The sequence below is a fragment of the Sinomonas sp. P10A9 genome, from assembly GCF_041022165.1.
GTDB classification, from domain to species: domain Bacteria; phylum Actinomycetota; class Actinomycetes; order Actinomycetales; family Micrococcaceae; genus Sinomonas; species Sinomonas puerhi.
The window spans coordinates 4,160,823-4,181,421 of the sequence record NZ_CP163302.1; the positions used below are offsets into that span (position 1 = coordinate 4,160,823).

Below are 20,599 nucleotides of genomic sequence, written 5' to 3' on the forward strand. Positions count from 1 at the left end.
GGCGCGGCTCACGGCCGGGGCGGGATGTTCTGGTTGACGTGGAAGAAGTTCTCCGGGTCCCACGTGGCCTTGAGCGCCGTGAGGCGGCGGAACTTCTCCGCCCCGTAGGCCTCGAACACGCGGTTCGCACCCTCCTGGCCGAGGAAGTTGACGTAAACGCCCGTCGCGAGGCGGTGGAGCTGATCCCAGAGGTCGCGGGTCCAGCCGACGTGGTCGACGATGGGCGTGCTCGCGTTCCAGCGGGTGTTGATGTTGACCAGGGCAGCGGCGCTCCTGTTGCCGTAGGCGCTGAAGTCCTCCGGTGTGCGGGCGAGGACGCCTCCGAAGCCTACGATCTTGATGTCAGAGGCGGGCGACGTGAACGACTTCCCGGCCTCGACGAGGGTGCCGACGGCGGCGTCGTCGAGGCCCGTGAGGTAGTCGGCCTTCCAGTAGTTCTCGGCGCCCGGGGCCCAGTACCGGTCCTGGGCCTTCTGGAACGCGGTGTAGGGTTTCGGTCCGAACGCGTCCACGGCGGGGCGGCCCAGCGAGCGCAGGGGCGCGAGGGCGGACTCGGCGTCCTTGGGCGCGCCGATCCACATGAGGCTCAGCGACAGGACCGGCTGGCCCCACAGGTGCTCGGGGAACGGCGGATCGGGGGGCGCGGTGCGCAGGACTGCGACCGACATCGCCTCGTCGCGCAGGCCTCCGATCGCCGCGGCCCATCCGGACAGGACATCGTGTGCCTGGTCAATCGGATAGATGAGCGGGCCGGCGATGACCTCGGGGCCGACGTCGTGCAGCGCGTACTCGAAGGACGTCGCCACGCCGAAGTTCCCGCCGCCACCGCGCAGGCCCCAGAAGAGCTCCGGGTCCGACTCGGCGTCGACCGTCCTCGCATCCCCCGATGCGGTCACGATGTCCACCGAGCGGAGGTTGTCCGACGCCGTCCCGTGGCGCCGCGATATCCAGCCGAACCCGCCCCCAAGAGTGAATCCCGCGATGCCCGTCGTGGACATGACCCCACCCGGGGTGGCAAGGCCGAACGCCTGGGCCTCGTGGTCGAACACGCCCCACGTGACGCCCGCCTGGACTCGGGCCCTCTTGGCCGCAGGGTCGATGCGGACGCCTTGGAGCGCCCGGAGGTCGAGGACCAACCCGTCGTCGCACGTGCCGAGGCCTGCCACGTTGTGCCCGCCTGCCCGCACTGCGAGCGTGAGGCCCTGCTCTGCGGCGAAGCGGACGCCCTCACGGACGTCGGCGGCACCGGCGCATTGAAGGATCGCCGCGGGATGTCGTTGGATCGAGGCATTCCAGACCTGGCGCACCCCGTCATAGTCGGGGCTGTCCGGAAGGACCACGCGGCCGCGGCTGCGTGACTGGAGGCGGCTGAAGTCGACGGGCATAGCGGATCGTCCCTTCGTGGGTTCCTCCCTCCGCGCACCATCGTCCCGCCTGAACGGGCGGCGCGCAACGGGCGGAGGCAGCCTCAGGCCGCCGGGCCCACCTCGATGTCCCGCCCCGCCAGCCGCCACTCGAGCATCCCGTCCTCGAGCCGGCGCGCGGCGCGGCCATGGGAGCGGAGGACGTCGACGGCGTCGTACGCCATGACGCAGTAGGCGCCGCGGCAGTAGGCCACGATGTCGGCACCGGTGGGGAGCTCGGCGAGGCGCGTCTCGAGCTCCCCGAGCGGGATCGAGACGGCTCCCGGCACGTGGCCCGCGCGGTACTCATCGGACGGCCGGACATCCAGGACCGTGACCTCCCCCGCGGAGGCCCGCTCGGCGAGCTGCTCTCGCGTGAGCCCCTCCTCGGTGGCCCGTGGGCCCGCGAGCCTCAGGTACGCGACCCGGCGGGGCTCGACGTCGGCCACCCGCTGCTGTGCGACGCCGCGCAGCAGCGCGTACAGCCGCAGCACGTCCGGCCCGGCGACCCCGTAGAAGATCTTCGTGCCCTCGCGGCGGGTGACCACAAGCCCCGCCTGCCGTAGCGCCTGGAGATGCGCGGACGCCGTCGAAAGCCCGAGCCCCGCCGCGTCAGCGAGCGCCTCGACGCTCCGCTCCCCCTGCGTCAGCAGGTCCAGGAGCTCGAGCCTCTTGCCGTTGGCGAGGGCCTTGCCCACGCGCGCGAACTCCTCGAACAGAGCTGCCTTGTCGGCGCGCCTGCCGGTCTGCGTTCCTGCGCCCACCTGCTCCTCCTTGTTTCTCCAAAGATCTGCGCTTCTCCAAAGATCCATGTAATACTGGATCAAGTCTATTCCATGTTTCTTTGGAGAACCACCCGTGAAGACCCCCACAGCACCGGCCCTGGGCCTCAGGCAGAACCTCTCGCAGTTCATGCTCCTCGTCGCTGTCAACGCTCTCGTCGGCGGAACGCTCGGACAGGAGCGCACGGTCCTGCCGCTGCTCGCGACGCACACGTTCAACCTCGGCCTCTACACGAGCGCGCTGACGTACATCCTCGCGTTCGGCCTGTCCAAGGCCGCGATGAACTACTTTGCGGGCACCCTCTCGGACCGCTTCGGGCGCAAGCCCGTGCTCGTGGCGGGCTGGATCGTCGCGATCCCCGTGCCACTCATGCTCATCTTCGGCCCGACCTGGGGTTGGATCGTGGCAGCGAACGTGCTCCTCGGCATCAGCCAGGGCCTCACATGGTCCACCACCGTGGTCATGAAGATGGACCTCGTCGGCCCGAAGCAGCGCGGCCTCGCAATGGGCTTCAACGAGGCGGCCGGGTACCTCGGCGTCGCGCTCACTGCCCTCGCGACCGGCTACATCGCCGCCGAGTACGGCCTGCGGCCGGGCCCGTTCCTCGTTGGCGCAGCGTACATCGCCCTGGGCCTCGGGCTCTCGGTCCTGAGAGTCCGCGAGACGCACCACCACGCCAAGGTCGAGGCCGCCCAGCACGTCTCCTCACACGATGCCGCCCACGGGAACCTCACCAACGGACAGGTCTTCGCGCTCACGAGCTTCAAGGACCGTTCGCTCTCCGCCGTGAGCCAGGCCGGTCTGGTCAATAACCTCAACGACGGTCTCGCGTGGGGACTCTTCCCCGTCCTGTTCGCCTCGGCCGGGCTGAGTCTCGGGCAGATCGGTATCCTCGCCGCCGTTTACCCGGCTGTGTGGGGCGCGGGGCAGCTCGTGACTGGCGCCGCGTCGGACAAGTACGGGCGCAAGTGGCTCATCGCCGCCGGCATGGTGGTGCAGGCCGTGGGCCTCGGGATGGTCGCCGCCGGTGACAGCTTCGGGATCTGGCTCGCCGCCGCCGTGCTGCTCGGGCTGGGCACGGCGATGGTCTACCCGACCCTGCTCGCCGCCATCGGCGACGTCGCGCACCCCACGTGGCGCGCCCGGTCGGTGGGCATCTACCGCCTGTGGCGCGACGGAGGCTTCGCGGTAGGCGCGCTCCTCTCCGGAATTCTCGCCGACCTCTATGGCCTGCCGGCCGCGATCGCCGCAGTGGGGGCTCTCACGGCACTTTCCGGTATTGTCGTCGCGGTCCGGATGCGCGGGAATGACCACGTGGCCGCGTAGTCCCGGACGAAGCACCCCGCGGGCACTGCGACGCACGACGGCGGGTGCCCGCCCGCCGTCGTGCGTCACCTTTGAATCAGATCACCGAGGCGGCGTCGCGGTCGTGGTCCGCTGAGCGCCAGCCCTGCCGGTGGAGTCGCTCGACGCCGGCGAGCAGGAGGTCGATGCCGAACTCGAACTCGAACCGGTCGTCGCAGCCCGATCCCACCACCGTCCCCGGATCGTGGGGGCGGCTCATCGCGACGGCCACGATGCCCGGGTACGTCGCCATCATGTACTGCGCCACCTCGGGCGGAAGCTCCTCGGCCTGCGCGGGGCTCGTCTCGTGGAGCTCCTGGGTGAATCCGAAGATCCGGCTGCCGAGCGTGTGCATGACGTGGTGGACGAGGTCCGCCGACAGACCCCCGGCGAGGAACATGCGGATCGTCGAGTCCGTGTAGGCGAGGACCACCGGGGTGGGCGCGGATTGGGCCTCCAGGACGCGGCGCGCCCACGGATGCCGGAGCATGACGTCGCGGGCGGAGAGGATCCGTCGGCGCACGTTCGCAAGCCAGTCCGGACCATCCTGCGGCGGCTCGATCTCTCCGATCACGGAATCGACCATTCCGTTGAGGAGCTCGTCCTTGCTGGCGACGTGCTTGTAGAGCGCCATCGGAACGACACCGAGGGCCTGGGCGAGCTTCCGCATGCTGATCGCCTCGAGCCCGGCGTCGTCTGCGAGCGCTACGGCTGCGAGCAGCACACGCTCTCGGTTGAGCGGTTCCCTGTGCCCTGAGTCATCTGCCATGACCAGATCCCAGTCTTCCTTCTGCCGATTGACAAGTGTACAGCGTACACCTATCGTTGAGATATAGAAGGTGTACGCCGTACACCTCACTCAGGATCTCAACCTCAGGAACGGGATTACCATGGTCTCGACACGGCGCACGGCAATCGTCATCGGCACGTCCTTCCTCATCACGCACGTCACGTCGGTCGTGGGCATGGTGCTCTACGGCCCGATCCTGACGAGCACCGACTACACCGCGCACCTCTCCGGCCCCGGCGCGAGCGGCGGCGCGCTCCTCGGGACGCTGCTCGAGGTGATCCTCTCCCTCGCGATCGTGGGGACTGGCGTGGCCTTCTTCCCTGTGATCAGGCGGCTCGGTGAGGGGATGGCCCTCGGCTACGCGGCACTGCGCACACTCGAGGCGGCCGTCATCGCCGTCGGCGTCACGCCGCTCATCGCGGCCATCGCACTCGCCCAGGCACCCGAGGCGGCCGGGACCGCCGGGCTCGTCCAAGCCCTCGCGGCCGTGCACAACTGGACGTTCATCGTGGGCCCCGGCCTCATCTGCCCGGCGAACACCGTGGTGCTCGCCGCGGTCCTGTTCCGCTCCCGGCTCGTGCCCCGCGTGATCCCAGTCCTCGGCCTCGTGGGCGGCCCGCTCGTCTTAGCCCTGAACGCGTGGCAGGTCCTCGCCCTCACTCCGCAGGCGCCGGGCTGGACCGCGCCAGCCGTCGTGCCAATCTTCGCGTGGGAGGTCAGCCTGGCCGTGTACCTGATCGTCAAGGGATTCCGCCCCACGCCGGCCCAGAGCGACCGAGTCGTCGAGGCAGTGCCCGCCTGATCGACGGTCAGAACCAAAGGGGTGGCCGCCCGCCGTCGTGCACTCTGCCCTGGCCCTTCTCCTTCCAGACTATGGGCGCCCCGGGGGCTTCCGGCAAGGGCCTCGCACGTGCTGACATTGCTGGCTGTGGAGACTGTGGAGAGCCATCAGGTGGTGATCGCGGGCGGCGGCCCGACGGGGCTCATGCTCGCGGCCGAGCTCGCGCTGGCGGGGACGGACGCGGTGATCGTCGAGAGGCGCGCGGACCAGGAGGTCGAAGGGGCCCGGGCTGGCGGCGTGCACTCCCGCACGCTCGAGGTCTGGGACCAGCGCGGCGTCGCAGAACGGTTCCTCGCGGCGGGGAAGACCATGCAGATCACGGGCTTCGCCGGGGATCCCGCTGGACATGAGCGACTTCCCCACCCGCCACCCGTACAGCCTCGCACTGCGCCAGAGGGACATCGAACGCATCCTGGCCGGCTGGGTCCTCGACGAGCTCGGCGTCCCGATCCTGCGCGGGCGCGAAGTGACGGGCTTCGCGCAGGAGGCGGGCGGCGTCGTCGTGCGCCTCTCCGACGGCCCGACGCTCGAGGCGGATTACCTCGTCGGGTGCGACGGCGGCCGCAGCCTCGTGCGCAGGGAGGCTGGCATCAGGTTCCCCGGCTGGGACCCATCGGTGAGCTCGCTCATCGCCGAGGTGGAGGTCGACGAGCGGCCCGAGCCGAGCCTGCGCTACACCGAGGAGGGCACGCAGGCCGTCGGGCCGATCGGCGACGGGAGCAAGGTGCGGGTCGTCGTGACCGAGAGGTACGAGGGAAATGAGGGAGGGACGGCGCGGGGCGAGCCGACCCTCGACGACGTGCGGCGCGCGCTCGTTGCGCACTGGGGCAACGACTTCGGCGTGCACAGCCCCTCGTGGATCTCGCGGTTCACCGACATGACGCGGCAGGCCGAGGCCTACCGGGCTGGCCGCGTCCTGCTCGCGGGCGACGCCGCGCACATCCACTACCCGGTGGGCGGGCAGGGCCTCGGCACCGGCGTGCAGGATGCCGTGAACCTGGGCTGGAAGCTCGCGCAGGTGGTCAAGGGGGTCTCGCCGGAGACCCTGCTGGACACCTACCACACGGAGCGCCACCCGGTTGCTGCCCGGGTGCTGCAGAACACCATGGCCCAGACCGCGCTCACCCGGCGCGACGCTCGAATGGACGCCCTCCGGGGAACCATGGCCGAGCTCCTCGGCATGGACGAGCCACGCCGGCGGTTCGCCGGGATGATCTCCGGCCTCGACATCCAGTACGACCTCGGCCCCGCTGGCTCCAGCCCTGGGCACCCGCTCGTGGGCCGTAGGATGCCGGATCTCGATCTGGCCACTGCGGCCGGGCCTCGGCGGGTGTTCGAACTGCTCCACGCGGCCCGGCCGGTGCTGTTGGGCTTCGGCACTGCCTTCGGTGCCGCGCCGCGGGCAGAGCAGGTGCGGGTTGTCGCGGCGACGCACACCCTGGCGCACGACGGCGCGTGGCAGCTTCCGGTCCTCGGCCCTGTTCCGGCCCCGGAGGCAGTCCTGATCCGGCCGGACGGCTACGTCGCATGGGCCGGATCCGCCGGGTCCCCAGAGGTGGGGCTGCGCGAGGCGCTGGGCCGTTGGTTCGGCCCTGGCGCCGCTGCGCAGAAACCGACGCTGAGCTGACCTGGAGGTCAGCTCAGCGGAACGGTCTCCTCCCACCCCCGCACCATCGAAGCTTGCCGTCGTACGCCCACGGAACAGGCCCCTCGGGCCAGCCCTCAGGCGACCTGAGCGGTGAGGCCGACGGCCTGGATGGCCTTGGCTGCGGCGGTCTCGTCATTGTCCGAGGTGTCGCCGCTGATGCCGACTGCACCCTCGACCGCGCCGTCGTCGCCGCGGACGATCACTCCGCCCGGCACCGGGATGAGACGCCCGCCCAGGGCCGCGGCCGCAGCGCTGATGAAGTAGGCCTGCTGCTCTGCCCGCTCCATGAGAGCCCGTGAACCCATGCCCAGGGCGAGGGCCCCGTACGCCTTGCCGTGCGCGATCTCGAAGCGGTTGTTCGAGGCGCCGTCTTCCCGCGCCGCGGCCACCACGTGGCCGCCGGCGTCGAGCACCACGACGGTCAGCGGCTTGAAGCCGTGCTGCCGTCCCACGGCGAGCGCCTCGTCGACCACACTGCGGGCCGTGGCGAGCCCGATGCTCACGAGGCGCTCCGGACCAGGACGTCGGCCTGCTTCTGCGCCGCGCGGTGGCGGTGCAGGATCGGCTCGGTGTAGCCGGAGGGCTGGCTGGCGCCGTCGAGCACGAGATCGCGCGCCGCGAGGAAGGCCTCGGAGTCGAACGAGGGCGCCATGGGCACGTAGGTCAGGTCCGAGGCATTCTGCTCGTCGACCACGGCAGCCATGCGCCGCAGCGCGTCCTCCACCTGCGCCCTGGTGATGATGCCGTGCAGGAGCCAGTTGGAGACGTGCTGGGAGCTGATGCGGCACGTGGCGCGGTCCTCCATGAGGGGGGTGCCCTCGATGTCGGGGACCTTGGAGCAGCCCACGCCGGCGCTCACCCAGCGCACCACATAGCCGAGCGTGCTCTGGATGTTGTTGTCCAGCTCGTTGCGGCGGGCCTCGTCGTCCCACTCGGCCGGATTGCCGAGCGGAAGGGTGAGCAGCTGGCGGAGCGTGGACCGCCGGCCCGCGCCCAGTTCGGCCTGCCGCGCGTCCACGTCGACCTGATGGTAGTGGATGGCGTGCAGGGTCGCAGCGGTCGGGGAGGGGACCCACGCGCAGTTGGCCCCGGCGAGCGGGTGCGCGATCTTCTGCTCGAGCATGTCAGCGAGGTTGTCCGGGGCAGCCCACATGCCCTTGCCGATCTGGGCGCGGCCGCGGAAACCGCACTCGAGCCCGATGTCCACGTTCGATTCCTCGTAGGCCTTGATCCAGCTGGTGGAGCGCATGTCCGCCTTGCGGACCATGGGCCCGGCGAGCATCGAGGTATGGATCTCGTCGCCGGTGCGGTCGAGGAAGCCCGTGTTGATGAACACGACCCTCTCGCGGGCCTCCCAGATGCAGGCCTTGAGGTTTGCCGAGGTGCGGCGCTCCTCGTCCATGATGCCGATCTTGAGGGTGAGCGGCTCGAGGCCGAGCACCGATTCGGCTCCGGCGAGGAGGGCGCAGGCCACGGCCACCTCCTGCGGCCCGTGCATCTTGGGCTTGACGATGTACACGGATCCGGCGCGGGAGTTTCCGCCGGCGCGCGGGCCGCGCAGGTCGTGCACCGAGCCGAGCCCGGTGAACAGCGCGTCGAGGATCTCCTCGGGGACGGGGTTCCCGGCTGCGTCGAGTACCGCATCACTGGTCATGAGGTGGCCCACCTGGCGGATGAGCAGGAGCGACCGGCCGGGCAGCGTCAGGTCGGTCCCGTCGGGCGCGGTGTAGACGCGGTCGGCGTTGAGGCTGCGGCTGTAGGTGCGGCCGCCCTTGCTGACCTCTGCCGTGAGCGTGCCCTGCATGAGCTGGAGCCAGTTGCGGTAGCCGGACACCTTGTCCTCGGCGTCCACGGCGGCCACCGAGTCCTCGAGGTCCATGATGGTGGTGAGCGCGGCCTCGAGCACCACGTCCTTGACGCCCGCGGGGTCGCCGGATCCGATGGGGTGCCCTCGGTCGATCTGAATCTCGAGGTGCAGGCCGTGGTGCGTCAGCAGGATGGCCTCGGGGGCCGCTCCGTCCCCGCGGAAGCCCGCGAGCTGCTCGGGGTCGGCGAGGCCGGTCGCGCCGTCGGCCGTCTCTGCCACGAGCGTGCCGGCCTCGATCCGGTACGCCGTCACCTGTGCGTGGGAGCCGCGGGCCAGGGGCACGCTCTCGTCGAGGACCTGCCGGGCCCGGGCCACGACGGCCTGGCCGCGCACGGGGTTGTACCCCGCGGTCCGCTCCCGGCCCTCGGCCTCATTGATCACGTCGGTGCCGTAGAAGGCGTCATAGAGCGAGCCCCAGCGGGCGTTGGCAGCATTGGCGGCGAAACGCGCGTTGAGGAGCGGCACCACGAGCTGCGGGCCCGAGATGGTGGCGATCTCGGGGTCCACGCGGTCGGTCGAGATGCTGAAGTCCTCGGGCTCGTCCACGAGGTAGCCGATCGAGCGGAGGAAGGCCTCGTAGGCGTCCTGGTCCACGCCGCCCGCGCCCGTGGAGCGGTGGAACTCATCGATCTGCTCCTGGATCCGGTCGCGGACGTCGAGCAGCTCGCGCACCCGCGGGGAGAAGTCCTCGATGAGCGCCGCGGCGCCGGCCCAGAAGGCATCCTCCTCGATGCCGGTCCCGGGAAGGGCCTCGTCGCGGACGAAGGCGTAGAGCGCCCCCGCGACGTGCAGCCCGTGGATATCAGTTCGCTCGGCCATGATGACTCCTCGCCATGAGGCATTTTTCGTAAATGCGGAGTTTCGTAATGCGGAAAACGTATCTCATTCAACAAGAAAGGTAGCCAGCACTGCGACGATCTGTCAACGGCCGCCCGCGACACGGACACCCACCGGCCGCCGCTGGCGAACGTGGCCTGACCACTGTGGACCGACCATTGACCAGTGGTGCAGCTCACATCTAAACTCGGCGACGGCACCTCTCGGATCACGGAAACAAAGTTCCGCTGTTATGGCGCGGACACAGACAAAGGAGTCTCTGTGAGTACCTTCCACCAGATCGTCGACCCCCTGAACGGGCCGCTCGCCCTCTCGGCACTTCTTTCGGCCCTTCCCCTTCTCCTGCTCTTCGTGATGCTCGGCATCTTCCGCACCAAGGCGTGGAAGGCCGCCGTCGCGAGCCTCGTCCTCTCGATCGCCCTGGCCATCCTGGTCTGGCAGATGCCGCCGGGCCAGGCCCTCTCGGCCACTGCCGAGGGCGCCTTCTACGGCGTCTTCCCTATCCTGTGGATCCTCATCAATGCACTCTGGGTCTACAAGCTCACGGTGGCGACCCGCTGGTTCGGCGTCCTCGGTGACACCATCCGCTCCATCTCGGCCGACCTGCGGATCCTCGCCATTCTCATCGCGTTCTGCTTCGGCGCGCTCCTCGAGGCCCTTGCCGGCTTCGGCGCACCCGTCGCCATCACCGCCGCCATGCTCGTCGCGGCGGGCATGAAGCCTCTCAAGTCGGCCATGGTGGCCCTCCTCGCGAACACGGCGCCGGTCGCCTTCGGCGCGATGGCCTCCCCGGTCATCGCGCTCAGCGGCGTCACGGGCATCCCGCTCGCCACGGTCTCGGCGATGGCGGGCCGGCAGACCCCGTTCCTCGCCCTCATCGTGCCGCTCCTCCTCGTGTTCATCGTCGACGGCAAGCGCGGCGTCCGGCAGACCTGGCCCGCGGCCGTCGTCGGCGGCGTGGTGTTCGCCATCGTCCAGTTCCTGACCTCGAACTTCTTCACCGTCGAGCTCACGGACGTCCTCGCGAGCATCGTCGCCATCGCGGCCGTCCTGCTCCTGCTGCGCGTCTGGCAGCCGGCGGCTCCTCTCGACACCCACGCGACCGAGCCTCTCGTCGAGAGCGTGCACGCCCAGCAGGGAGGGGCCTCGGCGCACGACGGCGGTTCCTCCTCGGCGGCGAGCGGCGCCTCGGGCGAGTCGCGGCCGGGAGACGGCAGCACCGGCGTCGGACGTCCCGGCACTCGCGAGATCTGGATGGCGGTCGCCCCGTACCTCGTGATCATCGCCGTCTTCTCCCTGTCCCAGGTTCCCGTGGTCAAGGCGTGGCTCACCGCGGTGGGCGGCTTCTCCTTCCGCTGGCCGGCCCTCGACGTGGTCGACCCGAGCGGCAAGCAGGCCGGCTCGCAGATCATGCGGTTCGACCACCTCAAGGCCACCGGGACCCTGCTGCTCATCTCCGGTCTGATCACGCTCGCGGTCTACCGGATCCCGTTCGGACGCGCCGTGCGGATCTACGGAGACACCCTCAAGGTGCTGCGCTGGACCATCCTCACGGTCAGCGCCGTCCTGGCACTCTCGTTCGTCATGAACCTGTCCGGGCAAACCGGAACGCTCGGCATCGCCCTCGCCTCCGCTGGCGGCATCTTCGCGCTCCTCTCCCCCCTGCTCGGCTGGATCGGCGTGGCCCTGACCGGCTCGGACACCTCGTCCAATTCCCTGTTCGGACAGCTCCAGGTCACCGCCGCGGCGCACACCGGGCTCTCCCCGGTCCTCATGGCCGCGACCAACTCCTCGGCGGGCGTGCTGGGGAAGATGCTCTCGCTCCAGAACCTCGCCGTCGCCGCGGCGGCCGTGGGCCTCGACGGGTCCGAGAGCACGCTGTTCCGGCGCCTCCTCGGCTGGAGCCTCGGCCTCCTCGTGGTTCTCACGGCCCTCGTCCTCCTCCAGACCGGCGTCCTGTCCTGGATGGTCCCGTGACCGGCCGCGCCGTCGCCCCCTACGATCACCACAACACCCGAGAAGGCATCCATGACGCTCAACATCGAGGCCACCGAAGAAGCCATGCGCACTGACACCCGCGCGTTCGCCGCGCACCCCCGAGCCAGCTTCGACCCCGCCGCGCGGGCCGCCGCGGCCACCGACCGTTCCGGCTACGAGCCACCCACCCTGCCGGACGCCGTCGTCCACGCCGAGTCCGTCGACGACGTGGTCCAGGCCCTCGAGCTGGCCCACGCGCACCAGCTGCCGGTGGTGCCCAGGGGCGCAGGCACGGGGCTCGCGGGCGGCGCGAGCGCCGAAGCCGGCGAGGTCGTGCTGGACGTCTCGCGCATGAACCGCATCCTGAGCATCGATCCCGTGGAGATGGTCGCGGTGGTCGAGCCGGGCGTCCTCAACGCCGAGGTCAACGCCGCGGCGGCCGAGTTCGGCCTCTTCTACGCGCCGGACCCGGCGAGCACGGCGATCTGCTCGATCGGCGGCAACATCGCGACGAACGCGGGCGGCATGTGGTGCGCCAAGTACGGCGTGACGCGCGAGTCGGTGCTCGGCCTGCGGGTAGTCCTCGCCGACGGACGCATCCTCCGCACCGGCCGCTCCACCATCAAGGGCGTCACTGGCTACGACCTCAACGCGCTCTTCATCGGCTCCGAAGGGACCCTCGGCGTGGTGGTCGAGGCGACGCTGCGGCTGCGGCCGCGTCCGGTGCGCACCGAGACCCTCGCGGCCTACTTCCCCGACGTCGAGGCGGCAGGCCGGGCAGCGTCGGCGATCACGGCGGCGAGGATCCAGCCCTCGATCCTCGAGCTCATGGACGGCCCGACGCTGGACGCCGTGGACCGGGCCGAGGGCACTGGGCACCGCGCACTCGGCGGAGCCTTCCTCCTCGCCCAGACAGACGGCTACGGGGCCCACCTCGAACTCGACGCGATCGCCGAGGCCATCGGCCCCTATGCGTCGTCCCTCCACCGGGCCGCCGATGCGGCGGAGGCCGAAGCGCTCGTCAAGGCGCGGCGCGACGCTATCCCCTCGCTCGAGAAGCTCGGGCGCGTCTCCATCGGGGACATCGCCGTCCCGCGGAACCGTCTCGCCGAGGCTTTCGCGGGGCTCGAGGAGATTGCAGCCCGGACCGGGACGAGGATCTTCAGCGTCGCGCACGCGGCGGACGGCAACCTGCACCCGATGATCGTGGTCGACCCGGCGGAGTCCATCACCTCGGGCCCGGCCAAGGCCGCCCTCGGCGACATGTTCCACCTGGCCCGCAGGCTCGGCGGGACCCTCACGGGCGAGCACGGTGTGGGCGTGCTCAAGCGTGAATGGGTGGGCGAGGAGCTCGGAGAGACCTCCCGCACGCTCCAGCAGGCGATCAAGGGTGCCCTCGACCCCGCGGGCACCCTGAACCCGGGCAAGGCCATCTGATCCGGGCGCACGACGGCGGGTGCGCCCCCGCCGTCGTGCGCGGGCTTGCCCCGGGGATTGGCGATGCCTTACAGTGGAAATACCCCTAGGGGTATCCAGAACTTCCACGGCAAGGAGAATCCTATGTGCAGCCCCATCACGTGCTCGACGTGCGGCAAGGTGACCTGGACTGGCTGCGGCCAGCACGTTGACCAGGTCTTCGCGAACGTCCCCGAGGACCGCCGCTGCCCCGGCCATGACTCGGGTTCGGGCTCTAGCGCGAGCGTCATCAACAAGCTGCTCTCCTTCCGCTGACGGTGGCTGAGACGCGTTCGCCAAGCGGCGTGCAGGGCGCTCGGGGTGCGGAGGCGGCGTCGTCCGTCTTCGCCCCCGAGCCCATCCTGACGCTCTCGGACCAGACAGCGGTGCCCCTCGGCGGCCGCTGGTCCGTCCTGCGGACATGGACGCGTACCCGCCGGGGTATCGCGGCGACAGTGGCCGTCCTCGCGGCGGCCGCTCTCGTCTTTGCCAACGGAGCATTCGACGGCGCAGCCCTCCCGGGCGCGCTCTGGACGGGTCTGCTCGTCCTCGCCGGCTCCGCGGCCATGGGGCTGCTCATCGGCAGCTTCGTCAGCGCCCCGATCGGGGCGGAGGCGACCATGTGCGATCTCCGGGGTCCGCTGTTCGGCATGATGGGCCTCCTGCTCGCCACGACCCAGGGGCAGCAGAGCACGATCGTGCAGATGTTCGCGGGCCTGTCCCTCGATACCATCCGGTTCGTGGTCCAGCCTGTGGTGGGCGTCGCCGCCGTCGCCCTCATGGCCACGGCACTCTCCGGGCGCCTCAGGCTCGAACGGGACGCCCTCGCGGACCCGGAGAACGCCGAGGCCTGCGCCACCTGCGTCCCGCTCGTTCCGCGGCGCCGCGCCTGAGACAGACGCCGCATCAGGGCACGCCGTCGTCATCGCCGCGACGGCGTGCCCTGATGCGGCGTTTCGGACTCAGAGGGCCTTGACCGCGGTGAGGACCTTGGCGAGCGAATCCTTCGCATCGCCGAACAGCAGCGTGGTCTGCGGCTCGTAGAGGAGCTCGTTCTCGATGCCAGCGAACCCCGGCCGCATGGACCGCTTGAGGAACACGACCTGCCGCGCATCCCCGACCTCGAGGATCGGCATGCCGTAGATCGGCGAGCCGGGCGTGGACTTCGCGGCGGGGTTCACGACGTCGTTCGCGCCCACCACGAGCGCGACGTCCGTCTGCCTGAACTCGCCGTTGATCTCGCTCATCTCCTTCAGCGACTCGTACGGCACGTTCGCCTCGGCGAGGAGAACGTTCATATGCCCCGGCATGCGTCCGGCAACGGGGTGGATCGCGAACTCGACGTCGATCCCGCGCGCCTCGAGCGCCTGCGCCAGCTCGGCAGCGGTGTGCTGGCCCTGGGCCACGGCGAGCCCGTACCCGGGCACGATGATGACCTTCTGCGCATATCCAAGGAGGACGGCCACGTCCTCGGCGTTCGACGAGCGCACGGGACGGTCCGAGACCGCGGTGGAGCCTGCCGTCGAGCCTCCCTGGAAGGCACCGAACATGATGTGGGTGACGCTGCGGCCCATGGCCGCGGCCATGAGCCGGGTGAGGATCGTGCCGGAGGCGCCCACGAGCGTGCCCGCGACCACGAGCAGGACATTGCCGAGCACCAGCCCACTGGCCGCAACGGCGATGCCGGTGAACGCGTTGAGCAGCGAGATGACGATCGGCACGTCCGCCCCGCCCACGGGCAGCACCAGCAGGACGCCGGCCACGAGGCCGAGCGCAAGGAGCACGACGGCGAGCGTGACCGACGTGTCCGAGAGGGGCACGGCCACCACCGCCCCAGCCGCGATGAGTGCTGCCAGGAGCACGGCCCCCATGAGGAAAGGCAGACCGAGGAACGTGACCGGCCGCGTGGTCATGAGCTCCTGGAGCTTTGCGAAGGTCACCGCCGAGCCCGCGAACGAGACGGCGCCGATCAGCAGGGTGAAGACGATCGCGAGCCGTATCCAGCCGCCGTCCGGACCGCCCGCGTGCGGCAGCTCAAGCAGCGCCACGAGCGCGGCCGCGCCGCCGCCCACGCCGTTGAACAGCGCGACGAGCTGCGGCATCTGCGTCATCTTGACCCGCCGGGCCACGGGCGCCGCGATCGCCGCACCCACCGCGATCGCCGCGAGGATCCAGGGGATGTTCTCGAGTCGGCTCGAGAGGAACACAGTCACGAGCGCGACGACGGCGCCGAGGGCCCCGACCGCGTTCCCGCGGCGGGCGTGCTTGGGCGAGGACAGCCCCTTGAGCGCGAGGATGAAGCACACGGCGGCGACGAGATAGAGCAGTGCCGTCCAGGTCGGGTCGATGACGGCCGAGGCGGTCACTTGGTGCCCTCCCCGCCCTCGCCGCGGGCTGCCGTTCCGCGAGCGGCAGGCCTGCGTCCCCTGAACATCTCGAGCATGCGGTCCGTCACGACGAACCCGCCCACGAGGTTCGCGGTCGCGAGCACGACGGCGAGCAGCGCCACCGCGAGCACCCATCCGTCCTCCGCCTGGCCCGCCACCACGATCGCGCCCACGAGGATGATCCCGTGGATCGCGTTCGCGCCCGACATGAGCGGCGTGTGCAGGATGCTGGACACCTTCGAGACCACTTCGAAGCCCACGAACACCGCGAAGACGAGGATCGTGAGCACCTCCACGCCGCCCATCAGCCCACTCCTTCCTCGGTGTCCTCGGTGTCTTCGCTCTCCCGGGGCACAGCCCGTGCGGTGGCGAGCGCCGCGAGCGCTTCAGCCGTCGGCGCGTGCCACACCTCGCCGTCGTGCGTGAGGCACGCCCCGGCAACCACCTCGTCGTCGAAGTCCGGGAGCACCTCGCCGTCTGCCCGCGGAACGAGCAGCGCAATGAAATTCGCGACGTTCTTCGCGTACAGGCGCGACGCGTCGGCGGCCATCGCCGACGCGGCGTCCTTGAGCCCGACGACGGTGACCTCGCCGGCGCCGTCGGCCGTCGCCACCGCGACGTCCTCGCCGGGGAGCGAGCCCTCGACGTTGCCGCCCGATTCCGCCGCCATGTCCACGACCACCGAGCCGGACTTCATCCCCGCGACCATCCCCCGCGTGACGAGGAGCGGCGCACGGCGGCCCGGCACGGCAGCCGTGGTGATGAGCACGTCCGCGTCCGCGACGTGCGGGGCGAGCAGCTCGCGCTGGAGCGCCCCCCTGTCCGCGGTGAGCTCCCTCGCATAGCCGCCGGAGGCCTCGGCGCCCTCGAGGTCGAGCCGGATGAACGTGCCGCCCATCGATGCGACCTCGTCCGCGGAGGCCGGGCGGATGTCATTGGCCGAGACCCGCGCGCCGAGGCGCTTGGCGGTGCCGATGGCCTGCAGGCCCGCCACCCCGGCCCCGAGCACGAGCACCTTGGCCGGGGGGATCGTGCCTGCGGCCGTCATGTACAGGGGGAAGAAGCGGGGGAAGCGGATCGCCGCCTCGAGCACGCACCGGTACCCGGTCACGAGCGCCTGAGACGTGAGCGCGTCCATCGACTGCGCGCGTGAGATGCGGGGCACGAGCTCGAGCGCAAAGGCCGTGATCCGTGCATCCGTCAGGGCGCGAACGGTGGGCAGCTCGGTCGACGGCGAGGCGAGGCCAACGGTCATGGCGCCCGATGGCAGCCCCGCAGCCGTCACGGGATGGAGGGGCCTCACGTGGGCGAGGAGATCGATGCCCCTCAGGTCCAGGGCTGCCACGACCTCGGCGCCCGCCTCGGCGTACTCGGCGTCGGCATGTCCGGCCGAGGCGCCGGCCCCGGACTCGATGGCGACGTCGAGACCGAGCCCCGCCAGCTGCCGGACCGACTCCGGAGTCGCGGCCACGCGCTTCTCCCCCACGAGCCGCTCCCTCGGGATGCCCACCCTCACGCGCATGCCTCCGCTCCGCGGCACACTGCTGGCCGCCTGAGCCCGAGTCTATGTGGCCTGCGTCTCGCTGTCCCGGACCACGCTCGCGGCGTGGAGCGGCGTCATGCGCGAAGGGACATCATGCGTGCGCCCAAGGCGTCGATCCGGGGGCCGAACCGCTCCTCGAGTCCGGCAAGGCGCACGTACGCCTCGAAGGCGGCCAGGAGCAGGGCCGCTATCTGTGCGTCGAACACGGACTCCCGCGTCTGGGGCAGCAGGCGCAGGAGCCAGCCATGGCGGTCTGCAGACTGCTCGAGATAGGGCGCCGCGCTCTCGAGCGTGGGGTGGGATTCCCTGAGCGCCTTCTCCCAGAGGCCGTACAGTCCGGCCTCGCCGTCGGGGAGCCCGAGCGCGACCCAGCGTAGGCGGTTGAGGTCGCCCGCGCGCTCGCCCCGGCCCGCCACGGCGTCGTCGTCCTGCAGTTCGCCGAGCTTCCGTAGCTCACTCTCGGATAGGGCCCACGGCGCCCCGGCCGGGCCGCCTCCCCCGGGTGCCTCTTCCCCGTCCGCGGACAGCAGCACCCCAACGGCCTCCCGCCGCTCGTGCCGCGCGGCCCACAGCAGACGGACTGCGTGCTCCATGACCGAGCAGGCCAGCGGGGCCGCCTCGACGCCGAACCCGAGCCGATCGAGGCCGAGGACCGCCTGGGCGGACCGCTTGGTGCGCATGAGCCACCCCCAGGCGACGGCGACCGCACGGGCGTCGTCGACCTCCTCACGGGAGCCGTCCTCAATCCAAGGGGACGGAACCGGGAGGGGGTGGTCGATCAGGGCGACCAGATCGTCCAGAGCGTGGCTCCAACTGTCAGCAGAGGCGTTCTCAGGCATGCACCCAGTGTGCATCCGGCCGGATCAGGCTGGCGAGGTCCATCGGCACTGGTCCGCAGGCGGGCACGGCCATCACGCTGGACGGGCGGAGAACTCGAGCCGCTTCACGCGGCCCATGATCGCGTAGCCCACGAGGGCCACGGCACCGTGGGCCCCGACGAACCAGAGCGCGATGTCGAACGAGCCGGTCGCAGAGATCGCGAAGCCGATGACGATCGGGGTCACGATGCCCGCGATGTTGCCGATCGCATTCATGATTGAGCCCGAAACACTGTTGGCCTCCTTCGGCGCCATGTCGGTCGCGAACGCCCAGCCGAGCGCGGCGACGCCCTTTCCGAAGAAGGCGAGCGTCATGAGCGCGACGATGAGTGGCGTGCTGTCGGTGAACGGACAGATGCAGATGAGCATCGCGAGGAGCATGCCGACCACCGACGGGATCTTGCGCGCGGCCGTGAGCGAGACGCCTCGGCGGAGCATGAGATCGGAGACGAACCCGCCGAGCATGCCCCCGAGGAAGCCCGCGAGCGCGGGGATCGCTGCGATGAAGCCGGCCTGGAGGATGTTGAGGTGCCGGGCGCTCACCAGATAGATCGGGAACCAGGTGGTGAAGAAGTACGTCAGGGCGTTGACGGCATACTGGGCCACATAGAGCCCCCAGAACATGCGGCTCGTGAAGAGCTGCCCGAACTGATGGCGTGTGAGCGTCGACCGGCTCGCTGCGAGGCTCTTCTTCTCGTCGAGGTCCACGAGCCCGCCACCCTCGCGGATGGCCTCGATCTCCGACGGCGAGACGCGTCGGTGCTTGGAGGGCACGTCCATCCAGCGGAACCAGACCAGTCCGAGGACCACGCCCGCGATGCCGAGCGCGAAGAAGCCCCAGCGCCAGCCGAACTGGAACGTCATCCAACCCATGATGGGCGCGAACATCGCGGTCGCGAGGTACTGGGCTGAGTTGAACACCGCCGTCGCCTGCCCGCGTTCGCGGGTGGGGAACCACATCGTCGTGATCCGCGCGTTGGCGGGGAACGCCGGCGCCTCGACGATGCCGAGGACCAGCCGCAGCGCGAACAGGACACCCACCGTGACGAGCACCGGCGTCGACACGAGGCCCACGAACCCGACCACGAGCGTTGCCGCAGACCAGAGCACGAGGCTCCAGCCGTACATCCGCTTCGCCCCGAACCGGTCGAGCAGATAGCCGCCCGGCAGCTGGCCGACCACATATGCCCAGCTGAAAGCAGAGAAGATGAATCCGAGTTGAACCGGGGTAATTCCCAGGGATTTGGTCATATCCGCCCCGGCAATCGACATGTTGCTGCGGTCGGCGTAATTGATCACGGTGATGATGAAAATGAGCCCGAGGACAAGGAATCGGGTATGGGACTTCACCCGGAGGGTCCGCGGCGCCGCGGGCCCTCCCTGGGTCTCGACGGTGGTCTCTGGCACGGGTGCTTCCTTTGCTCATGCCGTTCTCCGATGAACAGCGCGGTCTCGTCCCGACAGACTAGGGAGCCCGCAAGGCGGGAGTCCAAGTCGATTTGAGCATCTGCCGATACCGAAAGAGTATGAGGAAGAATTCTTGTATGACAAGTTTAGGACTTGTACGATGTGGACCTCAGGACATCCCACCGTCGCGAAGGAGCGCAAACCATGACCCTTACCGCCGCAGACTCCCCCGGATTCGCCAACCCCCTCGCTGCCCTCTCGGGAGGGGAGGCGACCCTTGATGCGATCCGGCACGTCAGGCTGTCCTCACTGACGCTCCCGCTGGCCACCCCGATCAGCGACGCCAAGGTGCTCACCGGCAGGCAGAAGCCAATGACCGAGATCGTGTTCCTGTTCGCTGAGATGATCACGGAGCAGGGGCACAGTGGTGTCGGTTTCAGCTACTCGAAGCGTGCAGGCGGGACCGCCCAGTATGCCCATGCCAGGGAGATCGCCGAGAACCTCATCGGTGAGGATCCGAACGACATCGGACGCATCTACGAGAAGCTCCTGTGGGCCGGCGCCTCGGTGGGCCGCAGCGGCGTCGCGACTCAGGCGATCGCAGCTCTCGACATCGCCCTGTATGACCTCAAGGCGAAGCGCGCCGGCCTCCCCCTTGCCAAGCTCCTCGGCGGCTACCGCGACTCCGTGCGGACGTACAACACGTCAGGGGGCTTCCTTCAGGCGCCGATCGAGGAGGTCAAGGAGCGAGCCTCCCGGTCCCTCGCCGAGGGGATCGGCGGGATCAAGATCAAGGTAGGCCACCCGGACCACCGGGTTGACCTGGCCCGCGTGACCGCCGTGCGCGAGCACCTCGGCCCGGGCGTTCCGCTCATGGTCGACGCCAACCAGCAGTGGGACAGGGCGGCGGCCATCCGCATGGGGCGCGCGTTCGAGGAATTCGACCTCACCTGGATCGAGGAGCCGCTGGATGCCTATGACGCCGCCGGCCACGCCCAGCTCGCAGCCTCGCTGGACACGCCGATCGCCACCGGCGAGATGCTCTCGAGCGTCGCGGAGCACCTCGCCCTCATCGAGCACCGCTCTGTGGACATCATCCAGCCGGATGCTCCCCGGATCGGTGGCATCACACCGTTCCTCCGCCTCGCAGCCCTGGCAGACCAGGCCGGACTCCAGCTCGCACCGCACTTCGCGATGGAGATCCACCTGCATCTCGCCGCCGCCTACCCAAGGGAGCCATGGGTCGAGCACTTCGAGTGGCTCAATCCGCTGTTCAACGAGCGCCTCGAAACACGCGCTGGCCGCATGATTGTCCCCTCCCGGCCCGGCCTCGGCTTCACGCTCAGCGATCAGGCCCGCGCCTGGACCACAGACACCGTCGAGTTCGGCGTCAAGTAGCCTCGGAACAGCGCACCGGGCGCGAACCGCCGTCCACCCAT

General features: G+C 70.1%; 18 protein-coding genes and 1 pseudogene. 9 read left to right on the top strand and 10 right to left on the bottom strand.

The annotated features are described in order from the left end of the window. Positions 1 to 8: 8 nt before the first annotated feature. Together AB5L97_RS19140 and AB5L97_RS19145 are read right to left on the bottom strand one after the other, a co-directional pair. On the bottom strand, positions 9 to 1,385 hold the full coding sequence (locus tag AB5L97_RS19140) for an FAD-binding oxidoreductase (RefSeq protein WP_369045894.1): 1,377 nt from the start codon (positions 1,383 to 1,385) through the stop codon (positions 9 to 11). Between the two features lie 83 nt (positions 1,386 to 1,468). After that, positions 1,469 to 2,167, bottom strand: a complete 699-nt coding sequence (locus AB5L97_RS19145; RefSeq protein ID WP_369045895.1) for an ArsR/SmtB family transcription factor — start codon at positions 2,165 to 2,167, stop codon at positions 1,469 to 1,471. A 148-nt stretch (positions 2,168 to 2,315) separates the two neighbouring features. On the opposite strand from AB5L97_RS19145, the gene AB5L97_RS19150 reads away from it, so the two are divergent. Beyond that, entirely contained in the window at positions 2,316 to 3,512 is a 1,197-nt protein-coding gene (locus AB5L97_RS19150) for an MFS transporter (RefSeq protein WP_369047476.1), read from the top strand. A gap of 76 nt (positions 3,513 to 3,588) precedes the next feature. On the opposite strand, the gene AB5L97_RS19155 is transcribed toward AB5L97_RS19150, so the two are convergent. Next, the gene (locus AB5L97_RS19155) at positions 3,589 to 4,299 is read right to left on the bottom strand and encodes a TetR/AcrR family transcriptional regulator (RefSeq protein ID WP_369045896.1); all 711 of its coding nucleotides are present in this window, start codon (positions 4,297 to 4,299) and stop codon (positions 3,589 to 3,591) included. Between the two features lie 121 nt (positions 4,300 to 4,420). Here AB5L97_RS19155 and AB5L97_RS19160 point away from each other — a divergent pair, with 121 nt between their 5' ends. From AB5L97_RS19160 to AB5L97_RS19170, 3 genes and pseudogenes are all read left to right on the top strand, one after another. Next, entirely contained in the window at positions 4,421 to 5,122 is a 702-nt protein-coding gene (locus AB5L97_RS19160; RefSeq protein WP_369045897.1) for a DUF4386 domain-containing protein, read from the top strand. A 183-nt stretch (positions 5,123 to 5,305) separates the two neighbouring features. Next, positions 5,306 to 5,431 (top strand): annotated as a pseudogene (locus AB5L97_RS19165) (FAD-dependent monooxygenase); the annotation flags it as partial. Positions 5,432 to 5,507: 76 nt separating this feature from the next. Continuing rightward, positions 5,508 to 6,788, top strand: coding sequence for an FAD-dependent monooxygenase (locus AB5L97_RS19170; RefSeq protein WP_369045898.1), 1,281 nt, complete (start codon positions 5,508 to 5,510; stop codon positions 6,786 to 6,788). 95 nt (positions 6,789 to 6,883) lie between these two features. On the opposite strand, the gene AB5L97_RS19175 is transcribed toward AB5L97_RS19170, so the two are convergent. Both AB5L97_RS19175 and AB5L97_RS19180 read right to left on the bottom strand, forming a co-directional pair. Beyond that, a complete protein-coding gene (locus tag AB5L97_RS19175) occupies positions 6,884 to 7,312 on the bottom strand; it encodes a GlcG/HbpS family heme-binding protein (protein WP_369045899.1) in 429 nt (142 codons plus the stop codon). Next, positions 7,309 to 9,495, bottom strand: a complete 2,187-nt coding sequence (locus AB5L97_RS19180) for a malate synthase G (protein ID WP_369045900.1) — start codon at positions 9,493 to 9,495, stop codon at positions 7,309 to 7,311. The genes AB5L97_RS19175 and AB5L97_RS19180 overlap by 4 nt, the downstream gene beginning before the upstream one ends. A 279-nt stretch (positions 9,496 to 9,774) precedes the next feature. On the opposite strand from AB5L97_RS19180, the gene AB5L97_RS19185 reads away from it, so the two are divergent. From AB5L97_RS19185 to AB5L97_RS19200, 4 genes are all read left to right on the top strand, one after another. Next, a complete protein-coding gene (locus AB5L97_RS19185; protein ID WP_369045901.1) occupies positions 9,775 to 11,490 on the top strand; it encodes an L-lactate permease in 1,716 nt (571 codons plus the stop codon). A gap of 51 nt (positions 11,491 to 11,541) precedes the next feature. Continuing rightward, positions 11,542 to 12,927 carry an FAD-binding oxidoreductase gene (locus AB5L97_RS19190; RefSeq protein ID WP_369045902.1) on the top strand — a complete coding sequence of 462 codons (1,386 nt, stop codon included), beginning with the start codon at positions 11,542 to 11,544 and terminating at the stop codon, positions 12,925 to 12,927. 123 nt (positions 12,928 to 13,050) lie between these two features. Next, complete coding sequence (locus AB5L97_RS19195) at positions 13,051 to 13,221, top strand: hypothetical protein (protein ID WP_369045903.1); 171 nt, start codon at positions 13,051 to 13,053, stop codon at positions 13,219 to 13,221. Positions 13,222 to 13,223: 2 nt separating this feature from the next. Continuing rightward, the gene (locus AB5L97_RS19200) at positions 13,224 to 13,838 is read left to right on the top strand and encodes a hypothetical protein (protein WP_369045904.1); all 615 of its coding nucleotides are present in this window, start codon (positions 13,224 to 13,226) and stop codon (positions 13,836 to 13,838) included. A 69-nt stretch (positions 13,839 to 13,907) separates the two neighbouring features. Here the strand turns inward: AB5L97_RS19200 and AB5L97_RS19205 are convergent, their stop codons facing one another. The 5 genes from AB5L97_RS19205 to AB5L97_RS19225 all read right to left on the bottom strand — a co-directional run bounded on the left by AB5L97_RS19205 (position 13,908) and on the right by AB5L97_RS19225 (position 19,160). Further along, the gene (locus tag AB5L97_RS19205; protein ID WP_369045905.1) at positions 13,908 to 15,311 is read right to left on the bottom strand and encodes an NAD(P)(+) transhydrogenase (Re/Si-specific) subunit beta; all 1,404 of its coding nucleotides are present in this window, start codon (positions 15,309 to 15,311) and stop codon (positions 13,908 to 13,910) included. Then, on the bottom strand, positions 15,308 to 15,637 hold the full coding sequence (locus AB5L97_RS19210; protein ID WP_369045906.1) for an NAD(P) transhydrogenase subunit alpha: 330 nt from the start codon (positions 15,635 to 15,637) through the stop codon (positions 15,308 to 15,310). The genes AB5L97_RS19205 and AB5L97_RS19210 overlap by 4 nt, the downstream gene beginning before the upstream one ends. Then, positions 15,637 to 16,848 (bottom strand): Re/Si-specific NAD(P)(+) transhydrogenase subunit alpha, encoded by a 1,212-nt coding sequence (locus AB5L97_RS19215; RefSeq protein WP_369047477.1) that lies wholly within the window; start codon positions 16,846 to 16,848, stop codon positions 15,637 to 15,639. Before AB5L97_RS19215 ends, AB5L97_RS19210 begins: the two co-directional genes overlap by 1 nt. 101 nt (positions 16,849 to 16,949) lie before the next feature. Beyond that, entirely contained in the window at positions 16,950 to 17,714 is a 765-nt protein-coding gene (locus AB5L97_RS19220) for a hypothetical protein (RefSeq protein ID WP_369045907.1), read from the bottom strand. A 72-nt stretch (positions 17,715 to 17,786) separates the two neighbouring features. Further along, a complete protein-coding gene (locus AB5L97_RS19225; RefSeq protein ID WP_369045908.1) occupies positions 17,787 to 19,160 on the bottom strand; it encodes an MFS transporter in 1,374 nt (457 codons plus the stop codon). A gap of 204 nt (positions 19,161 to 19,364) precedes the next feature. On the opposite strand from AB5L97_RS19225, the gene AB5L97_RS19230 reads away from it, so the two are divergent. Continuing rightward, a complete protein-coding gene (locus tag AB5L97_RS19230) occupies positions 19,365 to 20,558 on the top strand; it encodes an L-talarate/galactarate dehydratase (RefSeq protein WP_369045909.1) in 1,194 nt (397 codons plus the stop codon). Positions 20,559 to 20,599 lie beyond the last annotated feature (41 nt).